This is a genomic window from Mycobacterium sp. E3198 (assembly GCF_001667015.1).
Lineage (GTDB): Bacteria > Actinomycetota > Actinomycetes > Mycobacteriales > Mycobacteriaceae > Mycobacterium.
In genome coordinates this window covers 22,712-42,347 of the sequence record NZ_LZIS01000059.1, presented here as the reverse complement: position 1 = coordinate 42,347, position 19,636 = coordinate 22,712, and the positions used below count along the sequence as shown (strand labels likewise).

The 19,636-nt window shown below is 69.0% G+C and carries 22 protein-coding genes; all 22 read left to right on the top strand.

The features are described 5' to 3' along the window. Positions 1 to 63: 63 nt before the first annotated feature. The 22 genes from A5673_RS07110 to nuoK all read left to right on the top strand — a co-directional run bounded on the left by A5673_RS07110 (position 64) and on the right by nuoK (position 19,629). On the top strand, positions 64 to 1,170 hold the full coding sequence (locus tag A5673_RS07110) for a homogentisate 1,2-dioxygenase (RefSeq protein ID WP_068229079.1): 1,107 nt from the start codon (positions 64 to 66) through the stop codon (positions 1,168 to 1,170). After that, a complete protein-coding gene (locus tag A5673_RS07105) occupies positions 1,167 to 2,342 on the top strand; it encodes a S9 family peptidase (RefSeq protein WP_068229076.1) in 1,176 nt (391 codons plus the stop codon). Before A5673_RS07110 ends, A5673_RS07105 begins: the two co-directional genes overlap by 4 nt. After that, positions 2,339 to 3,538, top strand: coding sequence for a CaiB/BaiF CoA-transferase family protein (locus tag A5673_RS07100; protein WP_068229073.1), 1,200 nt, complete (start codon positions 2,339 to 2,341; stop codon positions 3,536 to 3,538). Before A5673_RS07105 ends, A5673_RS07100 begins: the two co-directional genes overlap by 4 nt. After that, a complete protein-coding gene (locus A5673_RS07095; protein ID WP_068229070.1) occupies positions 3,535 to 4,446 on the top strand; it encodes a hydroxymethylglutaryl-CoA lyase in 912 nt (303 codons plus the stop codon). Before A5673_RS07100 ends, A5673_RS07095 begins: the two co-directional genes overlap by 4 nt. Beyond that, a complete protein-coding gene (locus tag A5673_RS07090) occupies positions 4,446 to 5,057 on the top strand; it encodes a TetR/AcrR family transcriptional regulator (RefSeq protein ID WP_068229067.1) in 612 nt (203 codons plus the stop codon). Before A5673_RS07095 ends, A5673_RS07090 begins: the two co-directional genes overlap by 1 nt. Positions 5,058 to 5,066: 9 nt before the next feature. Continuing rightward, positions 5,067 to 6,305, top strand: a complete 1,239-nt coding sequence (locus tag A5673_RS07085; protein ID WP_068229065.1) for an acyl-CoA dehydrogenase family protein — start codon at positions 5,067 to 5,069, stop codon at positions 6,303 to 6,305. Continuing rightward, the gene (locus A5673_RS07080) at positions 6,302 to 7,279 is read left to right on the top strand and encodes a phosphotransferase family protein (RefSeq protein ID WP_068229062.1); all 978 of its coding nucleotides are present in this window, start codon (positions 6,302 to 6,304) and stop codon (positions 7,277 to 7,279) included. The genes A5673_RS07085 and A5673_RS07080 overlap by 4 nt, the downstream gene beginning before the upstream one ends. After that, positions 7,276 to 7,617, top strand: a complete 342-nt coding sequence (locus A5673_RS07075) for a DUF6285 domain-containing protein (RefSeq protein WP_068229060.1) — start codon at positions 7,276 to 7,278, stop codon at positions 7,615 to 7,617. Before A5673_RS07080 ends, A5673_RS07075 begins: the two co-directional genes overlap by 4 nt. A gap of 9 nt (positions 7,618 to 7,626) precedes the next feature. Continuing rightward, the gene (locus A5673_RS07070) at positions 7,627 to 8,028 is read left to right on the top strand and encodes a nuclear transport factor 2 family protein (protein WP_068229056.1); all 402 of its coding nucleotides are present in this window, start codon (positions 7,627 to 7,629) and stop codon (positions 8,026 to 8,028) included. 35 nt (positions 8,029 to 8,063) lie between these two features. Next, a complete protein-coding gene (locus A5673_RS07065; protein WP_068229251.1) occupies positions 8,064 to 8,600 on the top strand; it encodes a YceI family protein in 537 nt (178 codons plus the stop codon). Positions 8,601 to 8,629: 29 nt separating this feature from the next. Further along, positions 8,630 to 9,028 carry a response regulator transcription factor gene (locus A5673_RS07060; RefSeq protein WP_066908729.1) on the top strand — a complete coding sequence of 133 codons (399 nt, stop codon included), beginning with the start codon at positions 8,630 to 8,632 and terminating at the stop codon, positions 9,026 to 9,028. Between the two features lie 266 nt (positions 9,029 to 9,294). Further along, on the top strand, positions 9,295 to 9,672 hold the full coding sequence (locus A5673_RS07055) for an NADH-quinone oxidoreductase subunit A (protein ID WP_068229053.1): 378 nt from the start codon (positions 9,295 to 9,297) through the stop codon (positions 9,670 to 9,672). Between the two features lie 7 nt (positions 9,673 to 9,679). Then, positions 9,680 to 10,234, top strand: coding sequence for an NADH-quinone oxidoreductase subunit B family protein (locus A5673_RS07050; protein WP_068229049.1), 555 nt, complete (start codon positions 9,680 to 9,682; stop codon positions 10,232 to 10,234). Next, on the top strand, positions 10,231 to 10,959 hold the full coding sequence (locus A5673_RS07045; protein ID WP_068229046.1) for an NADH-quinone oxidoreductase subunit C: 729 nt from the start codon (positions 10,231 to 10,233) through the stop codon (positions 10,957 to 10,959). The genes A5673_RS07050 and A5673_RS07045 overlap by 4 nt, the downstream gene beginning before the upstream one ends. Beyond that, on the top strand, positions 10,959 to 12,263 hold the full coding sequence (gene nuoD / locus A5673_RS07040; protein ID WP_068229044.1) for an NADH dehydrogenase (quinone) subunit D: 1,305 nt from the start codon (positions 10,959 to 10,961) through the stop codon (positions 12,261 to 12,263). Before A5673_RS07045 ends, nuoD begins: the two co-directional genes overlap by 1 nt. Further along, entirely contained in the window at positions 12,260 to 13,024 is a 765-nt protein-coding gene (gene nuoE, locus A5673_RS07035; RefSeq protein WP_068229042.1) for an NADH-quinone oxidoreductase subunit NuoE, read from the top strand. The genes nuoD and nuoE overlap by 4 nt, the downstream gene beginning before the upstream one ends. Then, a complete protein-coding gene (gene nuoF / locus A5673_RS07030; RefSeq protein WP_068229039.1) occupies positions 13,024 to 14,355 on the top strand; it encodes an NADH-quinone oxidoreductase subunit NuoF in 1,332 nt (443 codons plus the stop codon). Before nuoE ends, nuoF begins: the two co-directional genes overlap by 1 nt. Further along, positions 14,352 to 16,766: an NADH-quinone oxidoreductase subunit G gene (locus A5673_RS07025; protein ID WP_068229036.1), complete on the top strand. Its 2,415-nt coding sequence runs from the start codon at positions 14,352 to 14,354 to the stop codon at positions 16,764 to 16,766. The genes nuoF and A5673_RS07025 overlap by 4 nt, the downstream gene beginning before the upstream one ends. Next, a complete protein-coding gene (gene nuoH / locus A5673_RS07020; protein ID WP_068229033.1) occupies positions 16,763 to 18,025 on the top strand; it encodes an NADH-quinone oxidoreductase subunit NuoH in 1,263 nt (420 codons plus the stop codon). Before A5673_RS07025 ends, nuoH begins: the two co-directional genes overlap by 4 nt. Then, positions 18,018 to 18,563 (top strand): NADH-quinone oxidoreductase subunit NuoI, encoded by a 546-nt coding sequence (gene nuoI, locus A5673_RS07015; protein ID WP_068229030.1) that lies wholly within the window; start codon positions 18,018 to 18,020, stop codon positions 18,561 to 18,563. The genes nuoH and nuoI overlap by 8 nt, the downstream gene beginning before the upstream one ends. Beyond that, on the top strand, positions 18,560 to 19,333 hold the full coding sequence (locus A5673_RS07010) for an NADH-quinone oxidoreductase subunit J (RefSeq protein ID WP_068229027.1): 774 nt from the start codon (positions 18,560 to 18,562) through the stop codon (positions 19,331 to 19,333). The genes nuoI and A5673_RS07010 overlap by 4 nt, the downstream gene beginning before the upstream one ends. Continuing rightward, positions 19,330 to 19,629 (top strand): NADH-quinone oxidoreductase subunit NuoK, encoded by a 300-nt coding sequence (gene nuoK, locus A5673_RS07005; protein WP_047313174.1) that lies wholly within the window; start codon positions 19,330 to 19,332, stop codon positions 19,627 to 19,629. Before A5673_RS07010 ends, nuoK begins: the two co-directional genes overlap by 4 nt. Positions 19,630 to 19,636: the final 7 nt, after the last annotated feature.

Genomic DNA, 19,636 nt, shown 5'->3' with positions numbered 1-19,636 from the left:
GGCCCCGGAACAAAAAGTAATGTCACTTTCAGTTTCATAGCCCCCGCCGAGCCTGGAGTCCCCATGGAATCGTTCGTTCACCTGCGAAAAGGGAAAACACCGCGGCGGCTGCACGCCGACCTCGACGGGCTCAAGGACGACGAGCTGGGCCGCGGCGGATTCACCGGCCGGACCGCGAACATGTACCGCCGCAACGACCCCACCGCCTACCGGGCCGTCGGTCCCCTGCGCCCCGTCGACGTGCTCGCCGACCAGCTCAAGCCCGGCGACGCCACCGACGCCAACGGCGGGCCGCTGCTGATGTTCGGCAACGACGACTGTCGAATCTCGTTGAGCCGCCGTCACGAGCCGATGCCGTTCTACGCCCGGCACATCGACGGCGATCTGCTGTGCTTCGTGCACCGCGGGGCGGGGCTGCTCGAGACCGAGTTCGGGCCGCTGCGCTACCGGGAGGGCGACTGGGTCTACCTCCCGAAGGCGTGCACCTGGCGCCAACTGCCCGACGGCGAGACCACGCTGCTGATGATCGAGGCCAGCGACGAGTTCCGGGTGCCGCCGCCCGGCGCGCTGGGCCGCCACTTCCCGTTCGACCCGTCGCAGGCCACCATCCCGGAGCCGGCCCCGAGCGCCGACGACGACCGCGACGAATACGAGGTTCGGCTCATCCACCGGCCTATTGCGGATGGCGGCCCGACAACGCTGTTCTACCAACACAATCCGCTGGACGTCGAGGGCTGGCGCGGCGACAACTTCGCGTTCACCTTCAACATCGCCGACTACAACGTGATCACCTCGGACAGCGTCCACCTGCCGCCCACGGTCCACCTTTTCATGCAGGCCACCGGCGTCTACGTGATGAACTTCCTGCCGAAGCCCGCCGAGGGCGTCGCCGGCACCGAGCGCACGCCCTGGTACCACCGCAACGTCGACTACGACGAGATCGCCTTCTTCCACGGCGGTTCGCTCTACGGCATCCCGATGCCGCCGGGCCTGATCACCCATGCGCCGCAGGGGATTCACCACGGCGCGCCGGAGAAGGCGCGGGAACGGGCGCGCCGCAAGTTCGACGAACACTCGCGGGTGGACTGGCAGGTGATCGCCGTTGACACCCGCCGCCGGCTGACGCCGTCCGCCGAGGTGCTCGCCCATGACCTGGGGCAGCACTCGTGAAGCACGATTACGACCGAATCCCGTATCTGGTTGCGTTCCAGAACAATTCCGCGGTGCGCGACGTCTACGGCGGGCTGGCCGAGATCACCGTGCTGGAAAGCTATCTGCTCAAGCCGAAGGACAAGCCGTCGGACACCGTGCTGGTCTTCATGCACCCCATCGGCGGCGGGGCGTACCTGCCGATGATCAACGCGCTGGCCCGGGCGGGGCACCACGTCATCTACTGCAACAGCCGATTCCGCGGCACGGATTCGGGGCTGCTGATGGAGAAGGTGGTCGAAGACCTCGGCGAGTGCATCAAGGACGCCAAGAACCGGCTGGGCTATCGCAAGGTGGTGCTGGCCGGGTGGAGCGGCGGCGGCTCGCTGTCGGTGTTCTACCAGCAGCAGGCCCAGAAACCGACGATCACGGCGAGCCCCTCCGGCGACGGCCCCGACCTCACCAAGCTGGACCTGCCCGAGGCCGACGGGATCATGCTGCTGGCCGCGCATATCAGCCGGCACGGCACGCTGACCGAATGGCTGGACGCGTCCATCCTCGACGAATCCGACCCGACCAAGCGCGATCCCGAGCTGGACCTGTACGACCCGGACAACCCCAACCAACCGCCCTACAGCCGGGAATTTTTGGACCGCTACCGGCGGGCGCAGATCGACCGCAACCGGCGCATCACCGCGTGGGTCAAGGACAAGCTCGCCGAACTGAGGGCCGCCGGACGACCCGACGACGAGTTTTGCTTCGTCGTGCACGGCACCATGGCCGACCCGCGCTGGCTGGACCCGAGCGTCGATCCCAACGAACGCACCCCAGGCACCTGCTATCTGGGCGATCCCCGAGTGGTGAACATGAGCCCGGTCGGGCTGGCCCGGTTCTCGACGCTGCGCGGCTGGCTGTCCCAATGGAGCTACGACGACGCCCGCGGCGACGGGGTGGCGTGCGGGCGCGACCTTGCGGTGCCGGCGCTGGTGATCGGTAACCTGGCCGATGACGCCTGCACGCCCAGCCACACCCGACGGCTCTTCGAGGCGATCGGGCACCCCGACAAGGAGATGCACGAAATTCCCGGCGCCACACACTATTACGCGGGTCCCGAGCAGCGGGACAAGCTGCGCCACGCCGTCGACGTCGTCACCGACTGGCTGGTCCGGCACGACTTCGCGGGCGCCGAATGACGGGTGCGCTGGACGGTATCCGGGTGCTCGAGCTGGGCACCCTGATCGCCGGGCCGTTCGCCGGGCGGCTGCTCGGCGACATGGGCGCCGACGTCATCAAGGTGGAACCCCCCGGCGCGCCGGACCCGCTGCGCACCTGGGGCCAGGCCGAACTGGACGGACAGCACGTCTTCTGGACCGTGCACGCGCGCAACAAGAGGGCCATCACCCTCGACCTGCGCAAGCCCCGCGGCCGCGAGCTGTTCCTGGACCTCGTCGCGACATCCGACATCGTGGTAGAGAACTTCCGCCCCGGCACGCTGGAAAAATGGGACCTGGGCTACGACGTGCTGTCCGAGCGCAACCCGGGCATCATCCTGGTCCGGGTGTCCGGCTACGGGCAGACGGGGCCCGAGGCGCACAAGGCCGGCTACGCGTCGGTGGCCGAAGCCGCCAGCGGCCTGCGGCACCTCAACGGCTTCCCGGCCGGCCCGCCGCCCCGGCTGGCGCTGTCGCTCGGCGACAGCCTCGCCGGCATGTTCGGCGCCCAGGGCGCGCTGGCCGCGCTGTACCGCCGCAGCGTCACCGGCCACGGGCAGGTGGTCGACGTGGCGCTCACCGAATCGTGCTTGGCAGTGCAGGAATCGACGATTCCCGACTACGACGTCGGCGGCGTGGTGCGCGGGCCGTCCGGCACCCGGCTGGAGGGCATCGCGCCGTCGAACATCTACCGCAGCGCCGACGGCTCCTGGGTGGTGATCGCCGCCAACCAGGACACCGTGTTCGCCCGCCTGTGCAAGGCCATGGGCCGCCCGGAACTGGCCAGCGACGACCGGTTCGCGACCCATGTTGCCCGCGGCCGCAACCAGGACGAACTCGACGGGATCATCGGCGCGTGGGCCGCCGAGCGGCAACCCGACGACATCATCGAAACTCTCTCCGCCGCAGGCGTGATCACGGGCCCGATCAACACCGTCGCCGAGGTGGTCGACGACCCCCAGCTGCGGGCCCGCGGCATGCTGGTCGAGCACTACGACGAGCGCGTGCGACGCACCGTGCTGGGCCCGGGCGTCGTACCGGTGCTCTCGGAATCCCCGGGCGGGGTCCGCAACGCCGGGCCCGCTCGCCCCGGCCAGCACAACGACGACGTCTACCTCGGGCTGCTCGGCAAGACCGCCGAGGAGCTCGAGGCTTTACGGGCGGAGGAGGTGCTATGACCCACCCGGAATTTCCCACGAGGGTTGACATCCGCGAGGTGTCGCTGCGCGACGGCCTGCAGATCGAAAAGCCAATCCCGTTGGCCGCCAAGCTGGAACTGCTGGCCGCGGTGGCCGCCACCGGGGTCCGGGAGGTGGAAGCGACGGCGTTCGTGTCCCCGTCCAAGGTGCCCTCGATGGCCGACGCCGCCGAACTCGCTGCGCACCTGCGCGACTACCCCGACATCGAATTCTCCGCCCTGGTGGCGAGCCCGAACGGCGCCAGGCGCGCCGTCGCCGCGGGCCTGCGGTCGATCGAGTACGTGGTGGCCGCCAGCGACGCGTTCAGCCAGGCCAACGTCGGGCGCAACAGCGCCGAGGCGAGTGGGCAGATCGAGGAGATCGTCGCCATCGCCCACGACGCCGGCGTGACGGTCGAGGTCATCGTGGCCACCGCGTGGGACTGCCCGTTCGAGGGGCCGACCGCGCCCGGGCGGGTGCTCGAGATCGGTGCTGCCGCGCGCGACAAAGGCGTCGACCGCTTCTCGATCGCCGACACCATCGGCACCACCACCCCGCGGCGCGTGAGTTCGCTCATCGCACAACTGCGTCCGGTGCTCGGCGACCTGCCGCTGGGCGGGCACTTCCACAACACCCGCGGCACCGGCCTGGCCAGCGCCTACGCGGCGGTCGGCGCCGGGGTGACCCGGCTGGACGCCTCGGTCGGCGGCCTGGGCGGCTGCCCGTTCGCACCCGGCGCCACCGGCAACATCGCCACCGAGGACCTGGTCTATTTGCTCCGCGACAGCGACGTCGACGTCGACGTCGACCTGCCGGCCGCCATCGCCGCCGCCGAAGTCGCCAAATCCGTTGTGGGCCATGATCTGCCGAGTGCGCTGCTGCGTGCCGGCGACCGGATCCGGGACTGATGCCGACCGAGAACCTGACCGCCAAGGGCCGCCAGACCAGGCAGGCCATCGAACAGGCGGCCCGAAAACTGTTCGCGGAACGGGGCTTTCACGGCACCACCCTGGCCGACATCACCTCGGCGGCGGGCAAGTCGTCCGCCGTGTTCTACCGGTATTTCGACGACAAGGAAGACCTGCTGGCCGCGCTGGCGGAGTCGTTTCTGCACGAGGTCGTCCGGCCGTCCGGGCTGAGCGTCGAGCTGCCGCAATCGCCGGATGACGACTCGTTTTTCACCGTGGTGGTCACCGGCTACTGGAGCATGTTCAAGCAGAACATCGGCATCATGATCGCCGTGGCCCAGCTGGCCGCCACCCAGCGGCGCTTCGCGACCGTCCAGAACGAATTCCGGCGCTTCGGCATGGACATCGTGGCCGCGTCTGTCCGGCGGGCCCAGGAGCAGGGTTACGGCGCCGAGCTCAACCCTGAACACACGGCGGCGGCCATCGCGTTGCTGTTCGAGAATTTCACCACCGTGTTCGTCGGGCCGTCGGGCCTGGGCCTGGCGATCGACGACACGGACGCCATCGCGACCCTGTCCACCATCTGGAAGAAAACGCTTTACGGCGCGTAAGGAGTCAACATGGATTTCACACTGCCGGAACATCTTCCGGGGGTGCTCGCGGACATGGACGCATTCATCGAGCGCGAGATCGCCCCGCTGCAGGCCGAGAACATGCAGTACTTCGACCAGCGCCGGGAGCACGCGCGCACCGATTGGGACAACGACGGGATCCCGACGCGCGAGTGGGAGGACCTGCTCGCCGAGATGCGCAGGCGCGCCGACAAGGCGGGCTGGCTGCGCTACGGATTGCCGGCGTCACTGGGCGGCCGCGACGGCACCAACGTCGACATGGCCGTCATCCGGGAGCACCTGGCGCACAAGGGCCTCGGCCTGCACAACGACCTGCAGAACGAGTCGTCGATCGTCGGGAACTTCCCGCAGGTGATCATGATGGAGCGCTTCGGCACCGACGAGCAACGCCGCCTGTGGTCGGAGGCGCTGATCACCGGGGAGCGGTCCATGGCGTTCGGCCTCACCGAACCGCAGCACGGCTCCGACGCGACGTGGCTGGAGACGAACGCGCAACGCGACGGTGACGGCTGGGTGATCAACGGCTCCAAGCGATTCAACACCGGCGTGCACCGCGCGACCCACGACCTGGTCTTCGCCCGCACCTCCGGTGAGCCCGGCGCCGCGCTGGGCATCACCGCCTTCCTGGTCCCGACCGACGCGCCGGGATTCAACGTCCCCTACTACTGGTGGACGTTCAACATGCCGACCGATCACGGCGAGGTCGAGCTGACCGACGTGCGGGTGCCGGCCGACGCGGTGCTCGGCGAGGTGGACCGCGGGCTGGAGGTCGCGCAAACGTTCCTGCACGAGAACAGGATTCGGCAGGCGGCCAGCAGCCTGGGCGCCGCGCAATACTGCATCGACCGCGCCGCCGAATACGCCGGCAAGCGCACGGTCTTCGGCAAGCCGCTCTCGGTCAACCAGGCCGTGCAGTGGCCGCTGGCCGAGCTGCAGACCGAGGCCCAGATGGTGCGGCTGCTGGTCGCCTACGCCGCCTGGCACCTGGACCGCGACCACCACATGGAGGTCTCGGACAAGGTGTCGATGGCCAACTACCGGGCCAACCGGCTGGTCTGCGACGCCGCCGACCGGGCCATGCAGATCTTCGGCGGCCTCGGCTACAGCCGCCACGAGCCGTTCGAGCACATCTACCGCCACCACCGCCGCTACCGGATCACCGAGGGCGCCGAGGAGATCCAGATCCGCCGGGTGGCCCAGCGGCTGTTCAAGTTTGGCCACCAGTGACCCTGCAGGAGCGCCTGCCGGCGGTGCTGGGCCCGGTGCTGGGTACGGACGTGGCAATCGAGAACCTGCGCGCGTTGACCGGGGGCGCCAGCCGCACCACGTGGGCGTTCGACGCCGTCACCGGCGATCGGCGCCGTGCGCTGATCCTGCGCACCGGCCCGCCCGACGACGTGCACGCCGGCATGGAGCTCGAGGCCCGCGCCCAGGCCGCCGCCGCCGCGGCCGGCGCACCGGTCCCGCACATCCTGGTCGCCGACGATTCGGTTGCCGCCCTGGGCAACCCGTTTCTGATCTGCGACGAGATCAAGGGCGAGACCATCGTCCGGCGCATCCAGCGCCGCCTCGAGGCCGACGGCGGGCACGCCCCTCGAACCGAGCTGCTGCGGCAGTGCGCGCGGGCGCTGGCCGCCATCCACCGGGCCGACCCGGACATCCCCGGCCTGGCCCACGACGACCAGCTGGTGGCTTGGCGCGAGCGGCTCGACGCCATGGGCGACACCACCGCCACCTTCGAATGGGCGTTCCGCTGGCTGGCCGCCCACCGGCCGCAACCGTCGGCGCCGGTCCTGGTGCACGGGGACTACCGAATGGGCAACCTGATCGTCGACGGGTCGCGGCTGGCCGCCGTCCTCGACTGGGAGCTGGTGCACGTCGGCGAGGCATGCGAAGACCTGGCCTGGTTCTGCATCCGCGCGTGGCGGTTCGGCGCCCCGGCCGGGCTGGGGGCCGGCGGCCTCGGCAGCGTCGAAAGCTTCGTGCGGGCCTACGAGGAGGCCAGCGCGACTACCGTCGACCGGGTGGCGTTGCACTGGTGGCTGGTGCTGGCGACGCTGCGGTGGGGCGTCATCTGCCGCTACCAGGCCGAGCGGCATCTCAGCGGCGAATTCCGCTCGGTCGAGCTGGCCACGATCGGCCGGCGCGTCTGCGAGACGGAGTGGGACGTGCTCGACCTGCTCGAGGCGGTGCGGCCGTGATCGGCGCCTATGGCCGGCCGCTGGCGGCCGAACTCGTGGCCGCGGTGGCCGAATTCCTGGAAACCGACGTCCGCGAGGCGACCGGCGGGCAGGTCAACTTTCACGCCAGGGTGGCCGCCAACGCGTTGCGCATCGTCGAACGCGAACTGCTCGACGAGAGCGAGGCGGAAACCGCCGCCGCGCTGGCCGGCGTGGGTTTCGCCGACGAAGAGCAACTGGCCGCCGCCATCCGGGCCGGCGAGCTGGACGGTCGCGCCGACGAGGTCACGGCCTGCCTGCGCACGCTGGTACGAAACCGGCTGGCGGTCGCCCACCCCGGATACGACCAAACAGATTGAGGAGCCACCATGCCCACCACCACCGCGGAAACCATCGTCGACGTGGCCGACCGCCTGTTCGCGGCGATCGAGCGGGGCGACGTGGCGGGCGTCGACCGCCTGTGGAGCAACGACATTGCGGTGTGGCGCGTCGGCGCGCACCGCGATAACGACAAACCCCGCGCGATGCGGGTCATCGACTGGTTCGTCACGGCGACCACCCGGCGCCGCTATGAGATCCTCGACCGCCAACTGTTCAATGACGGATCGGTAGGCGGCTTTGTTCAGCAGCACATCCTGCACGCCAAGGGCCATGCCGGCCAATCGATCTCCATGCGGGTCTGCATCGTGATCAGGGTGGGCGCGGGCGCCCTGATCGAGCGGATCGACGAGTACTTCGACCCCGCCGAGATCGCGCCGCTGCTCGACTAACGGTTAGATTCACCACGAGTCAGATGGGGGTGACGATGACGACTCTGGAAACGCTGCTGCACGATCCCGACGTGGCCGGCGTCTGGAACATCGTTCCGGAACGCTCGGCCATCACCTTCAAGGTGAAAAACTTCTGGGGCCTGCTGAACGTGAAGGGACGCTTCACCGAGTTCACCGGCGACGGGCAGCTGACCGGCAAGGGCGCCGTTTTCGGCCGCCTCGACATCCGGGCCGCGTCGCTGAACACCGGCATCGGCCGGCGCGACAAACACCTGCGCTCGGCCGACTTCTTCGACGTCGAGCGCTTCGGTGAGATCAGCGTCGTCGTCACCGGGGTGCACCCGACCAAGGGCAACGCCGCGGAGCTGCGCGCCGACTTCACGATCAAGGGCGTCACCGCGCCGCTGCCCCTGCCCGTCACGGTCACCGAACTCGAGGACGGCTCGATCCAGATCTCCGGCGAGACCAAGGTCGATCGGTCCCAATTCGACCTGGGCTGGAACAGGTTCGGCATGGTCGGTGCGACGGCGACGGCGGCCGCGCGGGCGGTTTTCGTTCGGGCGCCCCGGTAAGGCGGCCGCGCCACCGCTACCATCTGAGCGTGGCCGACTCCAACGCCCTGCGGATCCTCGTCTACAGCGACAACGCCGAAACCCGCGAGGAAGTGATGCGGGCATTGGGCAAGCAGCTGCACCCGGACCTCCCCGAGCTGAGCTACGTCGAGGTGGCGACGGGCCCGATGGTGATCCGCACAATGGACGAGGGCGGCATCGACTTGGCCATCCTCGACGGGGAAGCCACCCCGACCGGCGGCATGGGCATCGCCAAACAGCTCAAGGACGAACTGCCGACCTGCCCGCCGATCGTGGTGCTCACCGGCCGCCGCGACGACGCGTGGCTGGCCAGCTGGTCGCGCGCCGAGGGCGCGGTGCCGCACCCGCTGGACCCCATCGTGCTGGGGCGCACGGTCCTTGGGCTGCTCCGCACTCCCACTCGCTGAGCATTTAGCCGCTTTCACCTGCACCGACACGCAAACCTCGGCCGCGTGGGCGGTCGCTCAGCATCCGCGCCCCGACGCGCCCGGATGCGGGCACGTTAAAACCGGGCAAATAGCAGCACCCCGGGCAAGTGGGCCGGCCGCAACGACGCTATGTTGAAGGTCACTGCGACGGGCCGAAGCCCCGGTTCGTCACAGCAGCCCGGTTACCGCCTGGCCGCCCGCCCAGTTTGGGAAGGTGGCCACATTACGACGGATCATGGAGCGAGTTGAACGTCTACATACCCATCCTGGTGCTAGGCGCGATCGCCACTGCCTTTGCCGTGGGCTCGGTTGCGATCGCGAGTTTGGCGGGCCCGACCCGCTACAACAAGTCGAAGCTGGCGGCCTACGAGTGCGGCATCGAGCCCACCGAGACCCCCGTGAGCGGCCCCCACGCGACGGCCGGGCAGCGGTTCCCGGTGAAGTACTACCTGACCGCGATGCTGTTCATCGTCTTCGACATCGAAATCGTGTTCCTGTATCCCTGGGCGGTCAGCTACGACGCGCTGGGGACCTTCGCGCTGGTCGAGATGGTGATATTCATGCTCACGGTCTTCGTGGCGTACGCCTACGTGTGGCGCCGCGGCGGCCTGACGTGGGATTGAGGTAGACGTGGGCCTGGAAGAACAGCTGCCCGGTGGCATCCTGCTGTCGACTGTCGAGAAGGTGGCGGGCTACGTCCGCAAGAACTCGCTGTGGCCGGCCACCTTCGGGCTGGCCTGCTGCGCGATCGAGATGATGGCGACCGCCGGGCCGCGCTTCGACATCGCGCGGTTCGGCATGGAGCGGTTCTCGGCGACGCCGCGCCAAGCCGACCTGATGATCGTGGCCGGGCGGGTCAGCCAGAAAATGGCCCCGGTGCTGCGCCAGATCTACGACCAGATGGGCGAGCCGAAATGGGTGCTGGCCATGGGCGTGTGCGCGTCGTCGGGCGGAATGTTCAACAACTACTCGATCGTGCAGGGCGTGGACCACGTGGTTCCGGTGGACATCTACCTGCCCGGCTGCCCGCCGCGGCCCGAGATGCTGCTGCACGCAATCCTCAAGCTGCACGAGAAGATTCAACAGATGCCGCTGGGCGTCAACCGTGAGGAAGCCATCGCCGAGGCCGAGCAGGCGGCGCTGGCGGCCCGGCCCACCATCGAGATGCGCGGTCTGCTGCGATGAGCTCGCCGGACCACGACCCGAAGGTAGCGGCCAGCGAGGTGGGGGGATCGATCCCCGGCGCCGACGAAGAGGTCATCGACGTTCGTCGCGGCATGTTCGGGGTCAGGGGCACCGGCGACACCTCCGGATACGGGCGGCTGGTGCGCGAGATCACGCTGCCCGGCAGCAGCCCCCGGCCCTACGGCGGTTACTTCGACGACATCGCCGACCGGTTGGCCGAGGCGCTGGGCCGCGACGGCGTCGAATTCGACGACGCGATAGAGAAAGTCGTGGTCTACCGCGACGAGCTGACGCTGCATGTCCGCCGCGAGAAGCTGCCGCAGGTCGCCCAGCGGCTGCGCGACGAACCGGAACTGCGCTTCGAGATGTGCCTGGGCGTCAGCGGCGTGCACTACCCGCACGAGACCGGCCGGGAATTGCACGCCGTCTATCCGCTGCAATCGATCACCCATAACCGCCGGCTGCGGCTGGAAGTGGCTGCGCCGGACAGCGATCCGCACATCCCGTCGCTCTATGGGGTGTACCCCACCAACGACTGGCACGAGCGGGAAACCTACGACTTCTTCGGGATCATCTTCGACGGCCACCCGTCGCTCACCCGCATCGAGATGCCCGACGACTGGCACGGGCATCCGCAGCGCAAGGACTACCCACTGGGTGGCGTACCGGTCGAATACAAGGGCGCGAAGATTCCCCCACCCGACGAGCGCAGGGGCTACAACTGATGAGCGACACCGACATTGACACTGTCCTGGTCGCGGGCGGTCAGGACTGGGACCAGGTGGTGGCGGCGGCCCGCAACGCGGACCCGGGCGAACGCATCGTCGTCAACATGGGGCCCCAGCACCCGTCCACCCACGGGGTGTTGCGGCTGATCCTCGAGATCGAGGGCGAGACGGTCACCCAGGCCCGCTGCGGAATCGGCTACCTGCACACCGGGATCGAGAAAAACCTCGAATACCGGTACTGGACCCAGGGCGTCACCTTCGTGACCCGGATGGACTACCTGTCACCGTTTTTCAACGAGACGGCGTACTGCCTGGGCGTGGAAAAGCTGCTCGGCATCGCCGACGAGATCCCGGAGCGCGTCAACGTCATCCGGGTCATGATGATGGAGCTCAACCGGATCTCGTCGCATCTGGTCGCGTTGGCAACCGGCGGCATGGAATTGGGCGCGATGACGCCGATGTTCGTCGGCTTCCGCGGCCGCGAGATCGTCCTGAACCTTTTCGAATCCATCACCGGTCTGCGGATGAACAGCGCCTACATCCGGCCCGGCGGCGTCGCGCAGGACCTGCCGCCGGACGCGGAAACCGAGATCGCCGAGGCCCTCAAGCAGCTGAAGCAACCGCTGCGCGAAATGGGCGACCTGCTCAACGAAAACGCCATCTGGAAGGCGCGCACCGAGGGCGTCGGCTACCTGGATCTGACCGGCTGCGTGGCGCTGGGCATCACCGGCCCGATCCTGCGTGCCACCGGGCTGCCGCATGACCTGCGAAAGAGCGAGCCCTACTGCGGCTACGAGAACTACGAGTTCGACGTGATCACCGACGACGGTTGTGATGCGTACGGGCGCTACATCATTCGCGTCAAAGAGATGTGGGAGTCGATCAAGATCGTGGAGCAGTGTCTGGACAAGTTGCGGCCGGGCCCGACGATGATCTCCGACCGCAAGATCGCCTGGCCGGCCGATTTGAAGGTGGGACCGGACGGCATGGGCAATTCCCCCGAGCACATCGCGAAGATCATGGGCAGCTCGATGGAGGCGCTGATCCACCACTTCAAGCTTGTCACCGAGGGCATCCGCGTCCCCGCGGGCCAGGTCTACACCGCGGTGGAATCGCCGCGCGGCGAGCTCGGCGTGCACATGGTCAGCGACGGCGGCACCCGGCCCTACCGCGTGCACTACCGCGACCCCTCCTTCACCAACCTGCAGTCGGTCGCCGCGATGTGCGAGGGCGGCATGGTGGCCGACCTGATCGCCGCGGTGGCCAGCATCGACCCGGTGATGGGCGGGGTCGACCGATGACCGGGCCGCAGGGTCAGCCGGTGTTCATCCGGCTCGGGCCGCCGCCCGAGGAGCCCAACGCGTTCGTGACCGAGGGTGCGCCGCAGTCGTATTCGCCGGAGGTGCGGGCCCGGCTCGAGGTCGACGCCAAAGAGATCATGGGCCGCTACCCCAACAAGCGCTCCGCCCTGCTGCCACTGCTGCACCTGGTTCAGTCCGAGGACTCGTATTTGACCCCGGCGGGCCTGGAGTTCTGCGGCGAGCAGCTGGGACTGACCGGCGCCGAAGTGTCCGCGGTGGCAAGCTTTTACACGATGTACCGCCGCGGACCCACCGGCGACTACCTGGTCGGTGTCTGCACCAACACGCTGTGCGCGGTGATGGGCGGCGACGCCATCTTCGAAACGCTGGTCAACCATCTCGGCGTCCGCAACGACCAGACCACCCCCGACGGCAAGATCACCCTGCAACACATCGAGTGCAACGCCGCGTGCGACTTCGCACCGGTCGTGATGGTCAACTGGGAGTTCTTCGACAACCAGACGCCCGAGTCGGCGCGCGAACTCGTCGACTCGCTGCGCTCCGGCGAGCCCAAGCCGCCGACCCGCGGGGCCCCGCTGTGCGCCTTCCGCGAGACGTCGCGCATCCTGGCCGGTCTGCCCGACGAGCGGCCCGACCAGGGCCAGGGCGGCGCGGGCCCGGCGACCCTGGCGGGCCTGCAGGTGGCCAAGGAACTCGGCATGGAGGCGCCCGAAATCCCGTCGTCGGGGAAGGATCAGTGATGGCCGCCCCCGCCGCCCAGGCGACGCCGTTGACGCCGGTGATCAGCCGCTTCTGGGACGATCCCGAGTCGTGGACGCTCAAGACCTACCGCCGCAACGACGGCTACCGCGCCATGCAGAAGGCGCTGAGCATGACCCCCGACGAGGTGATGGGGGTCGTCAAGGACTCCGGCCTGCGCGGCCGCGGCGGCGCGGGCTTCTCGACGGGGACGAAGTGGTCGTTCATCCCGCAGGGCGACACCGGCGCGGCCGCCAAGCCGCACTACCTGGTGGTCAACGCCGACGAGTCGGAACCCGGTACGTGCAAGGATATTCCGCTGATGCTGGCGACGCCGCACGTGCTCGTCGAGGGCGTCATCATCGCCGCGTACGCGATCCGGGCCAGCCACGCGTTCATCTATGTGCGCGGTGAGGTCTTGCCGGTGCTGCGCCGGTTGCAGAACGCGGTGGCCGAGGCCTACGCCGCCGGCTACCTGGGCCGCGACATCAACGGTTCCGGCTTCGACCTGGAGCTGGTGGTGCACGCCGGCGCCGGCGCCTACATCTGCGGCGAGGAGACCGCGCTGCTCGACTCGCTGGAGGGCCGGCGCGGCCAGCCGCGGCTGCGGCCGCCGTTCCCCGCGGTGGCCGGCCTCTACGGCTGCCCGACCGTGATCAACAACGTCGAGACGATCGCCAGCGTCCCGCCGATCATCCTGGGTGGCGCCGAATGGTTCCGCTCGATGGGCAGCGAGAAATCGCCTGGCTTCACGCTGTATTCGCTGTCCGGGCACGTCACCCGGCCGGGGCAGTACGAGGCCCCGCTCGGGATCACGCTGCGCGAGTTGCTCGCCTACGCCGGCGGCGTGCGGGCCGGGCACCGGCTCAAGTTCTGGACGCCCGGCGGGTCGTCGACGCCGCTACTCACCGACGAGCACCTCGACGTGCCGCTGGACTACGAGGGCGTGGGCGCCGCCGGCTCGATGCTGGGCACCAAGGCGCTGGAAATCTTCGACGAGACAACCTGTGTCGTGCGCGCGGTGCGCCGCTGGACCGAGTTCTACAAGCACGAATCGTGCGGCAAGTGCACGCCGTGCCGCGAGGGCACCTTCTGGCTGGACAAGATCTACGAGCGGCTGGAAACCGGCGGCGGCACCAGCGAGGACATCGACAAGTTGATGGACATCTCCGACACCATCCTGGGAAAGTCGTTCTGCGCGTTGGGCGACGGCGCCGCGAGCCCGGTGATGTCGTCGATCAAGTACTTCCGCGACGAGTACGTCGCCCACGTCGAGGGGGGCGGCTGCCCATTCGACCCCCGCGATTCCATGCTCAACGGAGGTAACGCGTGACGCAGGCTGCCCAACCTCAGACCGGTGATGGGGTTAGCCGGCCGGAGATGGTGACGCTCACCATTGACGGCGCCGAAATCAGCGTTCCCAAAGGGACTTTGGTGATCCGGGCGGCCGAGTTGATGGGCGTCCAGATCCCGCGGTTCTGCGACCACCCGCTGCTGGACCCGGTGGGCGCGTGCCGCCAGTGCCTGGTCGAGGTCGAGGGACAGCGCAAGCCGATGGCGTCGTGCACGACGGTCGCCACCGACGACATGGTGGTGCGCACCCAGCTCACCTCCGAGGCCGCCGACAAGGCCCAGCACGGCGTCATGGAGCTGCTGCTGATCAACCACCCGCTGGACTGCCCGATGTGCGACAAGGGCGGCGAATGCCCGCTGCAGAACCAGGCGATGTCCAACGGCCGCGCCGACTCCCGATTCACCGACGTCAAGCGCACCTTCGCCAAGCCGATCAACATCTCCGCGCAGGTGTTGCTGGACCGCGAGCGCTGCATCCTGTGCGCCCGCTGCACGCGGTTCTCCGAGCAGATCGCCGGCGACCCGTTCATCGACATGCAGGAGCGCGGCGCCCTGCAACAGGTCGGCATCTACGCCAATGAGCCGTTCGATTCGTACTTTTCGGGCAACACGGTGCAGATCTGCCCGGTGGGCGCGCTGACCGGAACCGCGTACCGCTTCCGCGCCCGCCCCTTCGACCTGGTCTCCAGCCCGAGCGTGTGCGAGCACTGCGCCTCGGGCTGCGCGCAGCGCACCGACCACCGCCGCGGCAAGGTGCTGCGCCGGCTGGCCGGCGACGACCCCGAGGTCAACGAGGAATGGAACTGCGACAAGGGCCGGTGGGCGTTCACCTACGCGACCCAGCCGGACGTCCTCACCACTCCCCTGGTCCGGGACGCGAACGGCGAACTGCAGCCGGCGTCGTGGTCGCACGCGATCGTCGCGGCTGTCCAGGGGCTCGAGGCGGCCCGCGGGCGCACCGGCGTGCTGGTCGGCGGCCGGGCGACCTGGGAGGACGCCTACGCCTACAGCAAGTTCGCGCGAATCACGTTGGACACCAACGACATCGACTTCCGCGCCCGCCCGCATTCGGCCGAGGAGGCCGACTTTTTGGCTGCCCGGGTGGCCGGCCGGCCGGTGACGGTCAGCTACGCCGACCTGGAGACCGCGCCGGTGGTGGTGCTGGTCGGCTTCGAGCCGGAAGACGAGTCGCCGATCGTGTTCCTGCGGCTGCGCAAGGCCGCCCGCAAGCACGGCCTGCCCGTATACGCGGTCGCGCCGTTCGCCACCCGCGCGCTTACGAAACTGTCGGGCCGCCTGGTCAAAACCGTTCCCGGCGCCGAAGCGGCCGCGCTGGACGGGCTGACCGGTGGCGAGGTGGGTGAGCTGTTGGCCAAACCGGGCGCGGTCATCATGGTCGGCGAACGCCTGGCCACGGTTCCCGGCGGGCTGTCCGCCGCGGCCCGGCTGGCCGACGCCACCGGCGCCCGGCTGGCGTGGGTGCCGCGCCGGGCGGGCGAGCGCGGCGCGCTGGAGGCCGGCGCGCTGCCCACGCTGCTGCCCGGCGGCCGCCCCGTCGCCGACGACGCCGCCCGCGCGCAGGTCGCCGCGGCCTGGAACGTCGACGAATTGCCCTCCGCGCCAGGGCGTGACGCCGAGGCCATCCTGGCCGCGGCCACCGACGGCTCCCTGGCCGCGCTGCTGGTCGGCGGCATCGAGCCGAACGACTTCGCCGACCCCGACGCGGTGCTGGCCGCGCTGGACGCCGCCGGTTTCGTCGTCAGCCTGGAGCTGCGGCGCAGCCCGGTCACCGAACGCGCGGACGTGGTGTTCCCCGTCGCGCCGACGACGCAGAAGTCCGGTGCGTTCGTCAACTGGGAGGGCCGCTACCGCGGGTTCGAGCCCGCACTGCGCAGCACCCAGCAGGCCCGCCAGTCCGATCACACGGTGCTCGACACGCTGGCCGACGAGATGGGCGTCTACCTCGGAACGGCCACCGTCGAGGCGGCCCGCGAGGAGCTGTCCGGCTTGGGCACCTGGGAGGGCGAGCACGCCGCCGCGCCGCAGGTGGCCGGCACCGAACCGGCCACGCCGGAGCAGGGCGAGGCCGTGCTGACCGGATGGCGGTTGCTGCTCGACGAGGGCCGGATGCAGGACGGCGAACCGCATTTGGCCGGCACCGCGCGCAAGCCCGTCGTGCGACTGTCGGCCGATACCGCCGCCGAGATCGGCGCCGCCGACGGCGACAACGTGACGGTCAGCACGCCGCGCGGGTCGATCAGCCTGCCGCTGCACATCACCGACATGCCCGACCGGGTCGTGTGGCTGCCGCTGAACTCGCCGGGTTCGGCGGTGCACCGGAAATTGGGCGTAACCATCGGCAGCACAGTGAAAATCGGAGTGGGCTCATGAACGGTCTATCCGCCTTCGGCCACGACACCTGGTGGCTGGTGCTGGGCAAGGCGCTGGCCATCTTCGTGTTCCTCATGCTCAACGTGCTGGTCGCGATCCTGCTGGAGCGCAAGATTCTCGGCTGGATGCAGCTGCGCCCCGGCCCCAACCGGGTGGGACCGTGGGGCGCCCTGCAGAGCCTGGCCGACGGGATCAAGCTGGCGCTCAAAGAGAGCATCACCCCGGGCGGCATCGACAAGTTCGTTTACTTTGCGGCGCCGGTCTTTTCGGTCATCCCCGCGTTCACCGCGTTCGCGTTCATCCCGTTCGGCCCGGTGGTGTCGGTGTTCGGCCACCGCACGCCCCTGCAGCTGACCGATTTGCCGGTCGCGGTGCTGTTCATCCTGGGGCTCTCGGCGATCGGCGTGTACGGCATCGTGCTCGGCGGCTGGGCCTCCGGCTCGACCTACCCGTTGCTGGGCGGGGTGCGCTCCACGGCGCAGGTCATCTCGTATGAGGTCGCGATGGGCTTGTCCTTCGCGGCGGTGTTCCTCTACGCCGGCTCGATGTCGACGTCGCAGATCGTGGCCGCCCAGGACCGGGTCTGGTACGTCTTCCTGTTGCTGCCGTCGTTCGTGATCTACCTGATCTCCATGGTCGGCGAGACCAACCGGGCGCCCTTCGACCTGCCCGAGGCCGAGGGCGAACTGGTGGCGGGCTTCCACACCGAGTACTCGTCGCTGAAGTTCGCCATGTTCATGCTGGCCGAGTACGTCAACATGATGACGGTGTCCTCGCTGGCGACGGCCCTGTTCTTCGGTGGCTGGCACGCGCCGTGGCCACTGAACATGTGGGCCGGGGCCAACACCGGCTGGTGGCCGGTGCTGTGGTTCACGCTCAAGATGTGGACCTTCCTGTTCATCTACTTCTGGCTGCGCGCGAGCCTGCCCCGCCTGCGCTACGACCAGTTCATGGCGCTGGGCTGGAAGTTGCTGATCCCGGCGTCGCTGGTGTGGGTGCTGATCGCCGCCGTGATCCGCACGGCGCGCAACCAGGGCTACACGCATTGGACGCCGGTGCTGGTGGTCAGCAGCGTCGTCGTGGCCGGTGCACTGCTGCTGCTGTTGCGAAAACCGTTCACGGCGCCGAGCATTCGCGCGATGGAGCGGCAGCTGCGCCGGCAGAGCGGCGAAACCGCCTCCCCCGCAATCACCGAGCCGGCCTTCCCGACGCCGCCGCTGCCGGCACGGAAGGTCGCGAAGGAGGAAGCACGTGCCTAAATTTCTCGACGCCGTAGCCGGGTTCGGCGTGACGCTCGGCTCGATGTTCAAAAAGCGCGTCACCGAGGAATATCCGGAGAAGCCGGGCCCCGTCGCGCCGCGCTATCACGGCCGTCACCAACTCAACCGGTACCCGGACGGCCTGGAAAAGTGCATCGGATGCGAGTTGTGCGCCTGGGCCTGCCCCGCCGACGCGATCTACGTCGAGGGCGCCGACAACACCGACGAGCTGCGGTACTCGCCGGGTGAACGCTACGGCCGCGTCTACCAGATCAACTACCTGCGCTGCATCGGCTGCGGCCTGTGCATCGAGGCCTGCCCCACCAGGGCGCTGACGATGACCAACGAGTACGAAATGGCCGACGACAACCGCGCCGACCTCATCTACGAGAAGGACCGGCTGCTCGCCCCCCTGCTGCAGGACATGCTCGCCCCGCCGCACCCGAGGGCGGCCGGCGCCACCGACAAGGACTACTACCAGGGCAACGTGACCGCGCAGGGGCTGCGCGAACGCGAGAACGCCGGAGACACAAGATGACCGCGATGCTCGCCGCCGACGCCATCGTGCGCACCTCCACCGGCGAGGCGGTCACGTTCTGGGTGCTGGGCGCGGTGGCGCTGATCGGCGCGCTGGGCGTGGTGCTGGCGGTCAACGCCGTCTACTCGGCGATGTTCTTGGCGATGACGATGATCATCCTGGCGGTGTTCTACATGATCCAGGACGCGCTGTTCTTGGGCGTCGTCCAGGTGGTGGTCTACACCGGCGCGGTGATGATGCTGTTCCTGTTCGTGCTGATGCTGATCGGCGTGGACTCCGCGGAGTCACTGAAGGAGACGCTGCGCGGCCAGCGCGTCGCGGCGGTCCTGACGGGCATCGGGTTCGGCATCCTGCTGCTGGCCGGCATCGGCACCGTGGCGACCGGCGGATTCGTCGGGCTGACGGCCGCCAACGCCAACGGCAACGTGGAGGGCCTGGCCGCACTGATCTTTTCGCGTTACCTCTGGGCGTTCGAGCTGACCAGCGCGTTGCTGATCACCGCGGCCGTCGGCGCGATGGTGCTGGCGCACCGCGAGCGTTTCGAACGCCGCAAGACCCAGCGCGAGCTGTCCGAGGAGCGGTTCCGTCCCGGCGGGCGCGCCACCCCGCTGCCCAACCCCGGTGTGTACGCGCGCCACAACGCGGTCGACGTGGCCGCGATGCTGCCCGACGGCTCGTACTCGGAGCTGTCGGTGTCCCCGATCCTGCGGATCCGGGGCGCGGACGGCAAGGAGACCCCCGCCGAGGCCGTGCAGGGCGGTGCGTCGTGAACCCGGCCAATTACCTGTATCTTTCGGCGCTGCTCTTCACGATCGGCGCCGCGGGCGTGCTGTTGCGCCGCAACGCCATCGTGATGTTCATGTGCGTCGAGCTCATGCTCAACGCCGTCAACCTCGCGTTCGTCACCTTCGCGCGGATGCACGGCCACCTGGACGGCCAGATGATCGCCTTCTTCACGATGGTGGTGGCCGCGTGCGAGGTCGTCGTCGGCCTGGCCATCATCATGACGATTTTCCGTGCCCGCAAATCCGCGTCGGTCGACGACGCGAACCTACTCAAAGGCTGAACAACGC